Source organism: Shewanella sp. ZOR0012 (assembly GCF_000798835.1).
Lineage (GTDB): Bacteria > Pseudomonadota > Gammaproteobacteria > Enterobacterales > Shewanellaceae > Shewanella > Shewanella xiamenensis.
This window is the reverse complement of the sequence record NZ_JTLE01000030.1, coordinates 1-7,352: the sequence shown is the minus strand read 5'-3', so window position 1 is coordinate 7,352 and position 7,352 is coordinate 1. Positions and strand designations below refer to the sequence as shown.

Below are 7,352 nucleotides of genomic sequence, written 5' to 3'. Positions count from 1 at the left end.
GGCATGCGTGTAATCTGGCACCAAAGCCTGAAGTAACAAGACTCAGCGCACGATGCATGTTCCGTATCCCTTATAGAAACCTTACGAGTGCAGTGATCTACTATTCGGAACAGCTATTTAGTTCATTAAAGGGGTCGTGAAACTGTTGATGTGGTTAGTTTTCAATTTGATTTGCTGTAGACGCTACTTTTATTAGCAGATAACTTTTGCCCCAAAGCTTGCCACGGCGAGAAGGCTAGCTCTTGCTTGGTCTGATAGTTAGAGATACATAAAGTAATGGATACCCAAAAGTATGACCTGACCATGAGGGAGTTCAAAAATCGTTACTGTGAATCATACTTGCCTAGTCTGATTCACGCGCGAACGCGATCATTTTTCATGAGCTTTGGGCTAACAAAGCTTTGCCCAAAGTGAGTTATGCATTTACCTGCTGACGCATAAAATTCACCAGTAACATTATAAGATGAGTATGAAAGGTGATGGAACGATGATGGATATATATGGTTAACGGTGCTAATTGACAATCTAAATGCTGTTCAATCAACAGACCTCGATTCAACTCCTCAGTACAAAAAACTTTAGGTAACGCAACGAAACCTAATCCGCGCATCGCTGAAGCTTTAGCAATGAAACCACCATCAACATTTACTTTCGATTCTACTTCTAATGATTGCGTACTGCGTTTATCTGACGTTTGGAATATCCAAGGATTGCCACCAAAGGCCTTGTAGCTCGATATGCATGGAATAATTCGTAGATCCTCAATGGTCTTCGGCGTTCCATATCTTTCAAGACAAGCAGTGGAAGCAACAATCACACTTTCCCATTCACATAGAGGCTTAGACACCCAATCACTTTCATCTAGTCTACCTCGTTCAAAGCTAATGATAATGTCAGGGTCATTATTGAGTGCACTCTCCATCGAGGTGCTGTGTTCACAAAAAAGAGAAATATTAGGATAGTGGTAAGCAAAGTCGGCAAGGATATCGCCGATAAATGGGATGTCAGGTGTGCTTAATCGAATACTACCGTTTGTCAATTGAGTCGATGCGCTAATACTCTGCAATGCATGATTTAACTGGCGAAGAGGAGCTTGGATCTCACGGTAAAGCATTTCACCATTCGGCGTTGGAGTGACTTTCCGTGTTGTTCGATAAAACAGCTTATTGCCAATTTCAGTTTCAAGTAATTGCACATGCCTACTGACTGTTGAACTTGGAATGAGTAAACGCTCAGATGCCTTGGTAAAACTGCTCTGTTCGTACACAGAAATAAACGAGTATAGCCAAGCGTTGTCTATTCGATCCATTTTCATTATCCCATAAATTCAATTTCTTAATCCAATATTAAGCTATTTATCTGGATAATTCATGGGGTATAGTAATAAAGACTTAGCGAGACAAATAAATATGAATAATACAAATCAAATGATTTTTGAACGTGATGGCTATCAACTCAAGGTAGAGCAGTTTGGTCAAGGCCCAAACCTACTTGTGATTGGTTGTGTCGACTATTACAAGAAAGTTATGCCACAGACATTACACAATCATTTTACCTGTCTGTATCTAGACCACCGAGGTTTTGCCTTACATGATGGTGTTGATAGCCCTATAAATTTGGAGGTAATTTCTAGCGACATTGAGCATATCTGTCAGCATCTCAATATCAAGAGTGCCTCTGTGTTCGGACATTCAGGACATGCGTATATGGCTATTCACTTTGCAAACCAGACAAGCCTTATTATTGATAAAGTCATTGTAGTTGGTGCTGCACCAAGTTTATCGAGGGGCATGCAAGAAAAACAGTTCGCCCATTGGTCCCAAAATGCATCTGAAGAGCGACGGAAGTTACTAGAAAAAAATATGGCAATGCTTGAGAGCGACATTACTAATGAACCTGAACGAAAGTTTGTTCATATTTGTCGAAGATTAGGTCCTATGAGATGGGCTGATCCAAAATTTGATGAATTGGAACTTTGGATGGGAGTAGAAACTAATACGGTATTACTTGATAAACTATGGGGTGAACTATTTCGCGATATAGACCTAACTATATTGTCAAATAACCTAAACTTGACAGTGATTAATGGCTCATTAGATTTCAGTATTGCACCGTTGCATACATGGCAATGCTTCAAGTCAGCATTTAAGTCACTCAAGTTGATAGAGTTAAAAGGTGTATCTCACACTCCGATGCTTGAGTGCCCAGAAAAGTTCGTTGATACGATGGCGAAGATTCAAAGAACGCGCTGAAATTGTGAATTGGAAGGTTACGCACATCAATGCGATATCACATGTGAATTTATTCCTAAATTGGATTACTTTGCTTAATTCATTCTGTTCCAAAACTGAGCCCGTGAATCACTCTACACCAGACTGATTCACGCGAGCCGCTAAACCCCGTCCCAATCCCCCGTTTGCGGCTATTCTGGGACGGTTTTTTAATCAAATCTCCAGAGAACTGATTCATGCCCCTGTTATGCGTATTCCGACTGGAGATATTGAGTATTGGTTGGTTTGTTGCCAAACGAAGCATTGCTATTAGAAGAGCTAATCCGAATCAGGCTAAGAAGGGTGAATAATCTAGCAAGGTTTTGTCCCTTTGCTTTTTACGTCCATATCGCAAATGGGTAGTTAAAATTGGCATTGGGGTACCAGTGACCGTTGGCGACATGGATGTCGCCGTCGAGCCTATAGGGATATATTCACGGCGAGTCACTGGGGAAACAATGACAATAAACTCCATAAATAGATAAAAAGATTAATCGCTTTTGTCCCAAAGCGAGACACATATTTCTTTAAAACATACAGACTACGCTAATGCTAAACAGGTGAGCCATGGTAATTCCAAGGGGATAAAAGGACTACTTCAATGAGCTAGCTCGCGCCGTTTTTGCCATAAAAAACGCCACCTTACGGTGGCGTTTGCTTATAGATAAACCTAAAACAGACGATTACTCATCATCGGCTTTATATTCGACATAGGCTTCGCCTTGGCTTAACCAGGCTGGCGCGGGTTTGCCTTTAAGATAATGGTCGAAGTATTCCATCATCCGAATGCTGTAATCGAGCTTATTAGGGTATTTCTTCAGATGATGTGGCTCATCTTCATATTGTAAAAACACCACATCTTTACCCGCACGGCGCATCGCCAAGTACATTTCAACACCCTGCTCCCAAGGCACTGCATCGTCTTTATCGCCAAACATGATCATCAATGGTGTTTTAATGCGATCGGCATAAAACACGGGCGAGTTCTCAATGTATTTTTGTGGCGCTGCAAATAAACTTGCACCTATGCGGCTTTGGCCTGTTTCGTATTGGAATTGGCGTGCAATGCCGGTGCCATGGCGAATACCGCTGTAGGCGCTGGTCATATTCGCCACTGGCGCCCCCGCCACCGCGGCTTTAAACATCTTAGTTTGGGTGATGGCAAAGGCCGTTTGATAACCACTCCAAGAATGTCCTTGTAAACCAATGGCGTTAGCATCGGCAACGCCCATATCGATAAGCTTTTGCACGCCCGAGGTCAATGTTTGTACTGAGCTGGCACCGGGATAACCAATATCGAAACGAATATCCGGCAAAAATACCGCATAACCGTTATTCACATACCAAGCGAAGTTAGGTCTGTGGTTAACCTTCATTTGCGGAAAGGCATGCAGTCTGTCGGTCATCAATTCATAGTAGTACACCAGCACAGGATAACGCTCGCCCGCTTGATAGTTGGTCGGTTTTATCAACACACCATCGAGGGGTTTACCATCACCATTGATCCAATGCACTAATTCAGCTTGGCTCCAATTAAAAGCTTGGCGCTGCTTATCAAAATCGGTTTGCTTCACTGCTTGTTGTGGCGCTTGATAGCTTGCGGTGTATAAATCGGGGAAGAGATCAAATCGCTCCTTAGAAAATACCAAGGTATCGGCATCTTTACTGCGCCCAAGCACAGTTAATTTATACTCGCCTTCCATCAGGGTCTTAACGCCCGCTTCGCCAAGGGTCGCTTGATAAAAACCATCGGCCTTAGTCTTGTCGCTGTAACCATGCAGCAGCACAGTAGCGTTGTAGGCAAGCGTCGTTGGCTCATCGGGATTATCAACTAAGCCTTCAACACGATATTGAATTTTTTGAGCGCGTCCCTGCCCTGCTGTTAAGGCAAAGCCCGTTTTCGATGCGGTGTTAAACTGCCACACATCGAATTTATCGTAGACGAGGAAGCCGGCATCGTCCTTAAGCCAAGGGCCAAAACCATAACCCGGCGCATTGGAGGGAGAATCATGATCTTCATCGGCAAAACTCACCTTTAAAGACTGGGTCAGATTAGTGCGGCGACCTTCGGCAATATCGTATAAATACACATGACCTTGCTGATAATAGGCCACATATTTACCGTCGCCCGATAAGCTTGGCTCAGCATCACTGGGTTGTTGGGTTAACAGCGGCAACTTGCGACCCGTATTGATATCCACCAAATAATAATCTTGATAGAACCCAGCCCAAGTGATCATCTTGCGATAGGGTAAGTCAGAGCTTGCCAGCATAAAACGCTTATGCTGTGACAGGGTGACATCCGGCACCGTTTTATCGCCAAGCTGCACCACATTGTTAGAGCCTAAATGCAGTACCGCTAAATAAGTACGCTTTTGCTCTGCCTCATATTGCTTAATTTCATGGGGTTTAATCCGCGAATCGTCCCCATGCCAGACTTTAAGCCCGCGCTGGCCAGTCACAATCTCTTTATCATAAAGATCTTTTTCTTCAGCTATTTTCTTCAAGCTAAGCTGCTGGCTCACCTCGGGCACGCGGCCAAAGAAGAGTCGCTCACTGTCTAGCGAGAAGTTTAAACTGGCGTAACGGTTTAACGTCCACTCTTTGGTGTTTGGCACAGGGCGAATTTTGCCCGAAGCGATATCGACTAGGCTTAGCTGATAGCTGCGGCCATAGGGTAATTCACTCGCATCTCCTTGAGTAAAGGCCAGCCAGCGACCATTTTTCGACAGTGAAACCGCACCGATTTGTTGGGTTTGAGACTCAAATGCCGTTGATTTTTTGTAGTTTTTCAAATCAATTAGTTGCAATTGATGTTGCTTTGCTTCGATATCATTAACCGCGACGGCCAAGCGGCGACTGTCTTTATCAAACTGATAGGCGGTCACATGCTCCAGATCCACCCGCTGCGAAGGCGAAGATAGATTCACTAAGCTAAAACGACGGCCTTGGTCGAACTTATCAATCTTCACCTTTTCGGCTTTGGGCTTATCATCAGTGCCTTCGGTTTTCTCTTTGGTGTCTTTCTTGGCCTCTTCGTCGGCTTCAAACCAAATGGCTAAATGCGCGCCATCGTCGCTAAAGACAAATTCTTTTACCCGTTCAAATTTGGTTTGCGTGCCCGTTTGGGTATCGAGCAACACCATATCGGCCTTAAGCTTTTTCTTAGCTTTAGCATCGCTGGTTTCAACTTTAAGCAAACTAGGCTTAACCGCCATCGCCACATAACGGCCAGTGTGACTCACGATAGGATCTGAGCCGCCTTCAATCTGAAAGTCTTTTCCTGATTGCAGATTTTTAATTAAACCATGGCTATCGCCACGATCCGGCGCCACCTCTACCGCTAGCACTTGACCATTGTCAGCGATAACGGGCTTTTCGAGGGACTCAAAATGCATGATGTCGTTTAGGGTAAGCGGTTTAGTGCTAGTTTCAGCATGGGCATGCGGCAATATTCCGAGGGATAACAGCACTAGCGATGTGATAGGTAATAACTTCAATGTCTTCCTCTTTTATGTAGTTGTTAGACTAAAGTAGACTTTTTTAACCATTGGCTCTCCATCATCGTTATAACCCAGTATTTTTACAAGTTTTACCCAATAAAAAATCGTGATATTGCTCACTAATTCCTGTGAAGTTTGACCAAACACGGTTAAAATAATAGGGAGAAAAAATACCAAATTCATAGTCATGTTACCCGGCTGATCCCGGGTCGGACAATTGCAGTAACGACGAACCGTGGAAGGACTTCTCCATGTCAAAAAGAACGATAACCGTAATTCCAGGTGATGGAATTGGCCCAAGTATTATTGATTCAGCCTTAAAAATTCTTGATAAAACTGGTTGTGATTTTGAATATGAATTTGCCGATGCAGGCTTAACCGCTCTCGAGAAGCAAGGCGAACTACTTCCGCAGCGTACTTTAGAACTGATCGAAAAAAACCGTATCACCCTGAAAGGCCCGCTAACTACGCCTGTAGGCGAAGGTTTTACCTCTATCAACGTGACATTACGTAAGAAATTCGGCCTGTACGCGAACGTGCGCCCAGTGTTGTCTTTCAAAGGCACTCAAGCCCGTTATGAAAACATTGATATCATCACAGTGCGTGAAAACACCGAAGGCATGTACTCAGGCCACGGTCAAAAGGTTTCTGAAGACGGCAGCACCGCAGAAGCGACCAGTATCGTCACTCGCCAAGGCGCTGAGCAAATCGCGACCTTCGCTTACGAACTGGCCCGTAAAGAAAACCGCAAGAAAGTCACTATCGTGCACAAAGCAAACATCATGAAGTCAACTTCAGGTCTGTTCCTGAAAGTGGCCCGCGAAGTGAGCCTACGATACCCAGACATCAAAACCGAAGAAATGATCGTCGATGCGACTTGCATGAAGTTAGTGATGAACCCAGAAAACTTCGACGTCATCGTAACCACCAACCTGTTTGGTGACATTCTGTCGGATCTGTGTGCCGGTTTAGTCGGTGGTTTAGGTATGGCACCCGGCGCCAACATTGGCCGTGATGCAGCGATTTTCGAAGCGGTTCACGGCAGCGCGCCAGATATCGCAGGTAAAAACCTCGCTAACCCAACCTCAGTGATCTTAGCCTCTATCCAAATGCTGGAATACTTAGGCATGGCTGATAAAGCCGACATGATCCGTAAAGCCGTATCGGCAGTGATTGAAGAAGGCGACCGTACGACTCGCGATTTAGGCGGCACCCACGGTACGACTGACTTCACTCAAGCGGTGCTTGACCGTCTGTCATAATCGCTTTGCGCGAAACAAAAAACGCACCCTAGGGTGCGTTTTTTATGGCTGCCATTTAGGGCGTGTTGACGTTTCAGGGCTATTTTTGCAGCAATTTGGCTGGCGTTTATGCAAGGCAAAGTCCGTGCAGTGTAGTTATTCTACATAAACGGACGATAACGCAGCAGAAACGTCAGCCAAATGCTGCCCGAAGGGTTCGTCTGGCAAGCCCTTGCTCTTACTTTCGGTCATAAGAGCCGCTCGTCATTTGAGTAGAATAACTACACATCATTCCTCGTTTCGCGAGCACGTGCTTGCCAGAACGAACAAAATCTAAT

At 44.6% G+C, this 7,352-nt stretch carries 4 protein-coding genes; 2 read left to right on the top strand and 2 right to left on the bottom strand.

Annotated features, from left to right (window positions below; genetic code table 11):
- Window positions 1-415: 415 nt before the first annotated feature.
- On the bottom strand, window positions 416-1,309 hold the full coding sequence (locus L976_RS01120; RefSeq protein ID WP_012089968.1) for a LysR family transcriptional regulator: 894 nt from the start codon (window positions 1,307-1,309) through the stop codon (window positions 416-418).
- A gap of 61 nt (window positions 1,310-1,370) precedes the next feature.
- Here L976_RS01120 and L976_RS01115 point away from each other — a divergent pair, with 61 nt between their 5' ends.
- On the top strand, window positions 1,371-2,252 hold the full coding sequence (locus L976_RS01115; RefSeq protein WP_197062262.1) for an alpha/beta fold hydrolase: 882 nt from the start codon (window positions 1,371-1,373) through the stop codon (window positions 2,250-2,252).
- A 701-nt stretch (window positions 2,253-2,953) separates the two neighbouring features.
- On the opposite strand, the gene L976_RS01110 is transcribed toward L976_RS01115, so the two are convergent.
- Window positions 2,954-5,770 (bottom strand): S9 family peptidase, encoded by a 2,817-nt coding sequence (locus tag L976_RS01110; protein WP_047533335.1) that lies wholly within the window; start codon window positions 5,768-5,770, stop codon window positions 2,954-2,956.
- A 254-nt stretch (window positions 5,771-6,024) separates the two neighbouring features.
- Between L976_RS01110 and L976_RS01100 the strand changes: the two genes are divergently transcribed.
- Complete coding sequence (locus L976_RS01100; RefSeq protein ID WP_047533331.1) at window positions 6,025-7,035, top strand: isocitrate dehydrogenase; 1,011 nt, start codon at window positions 6,025-6,027, stop codon at window positions 7,033-7,035.
- The last annotated feature ends 317 nt before the right edge of the window (window positions 7,036-7,352 follow it).

Bases quoted from the DNA above. Each gene is read 5' to 3' on its own strand.
- L976_RS01120 (WP_012089968.1), bottom strand. From the start codon at position 1,309: ATGGATCGAATAGACAACGCTTGGCTATACTCGTTTATTTCTGTGTAC.
- L976_RS01115 (WP_197062262.1), top strand. From the start codon at position 1,371: ATGGGGTATAGTAATAAAGACTTAGCGAGACAAATAAATATGAATAAT.
- L976_RS01100 (WP_047533331.1), top strand. From the start codon at position 6,025: ATGTCAAAAAGAACGATAACCGTAATTCCAGGTGATGGAATTGGCCCA.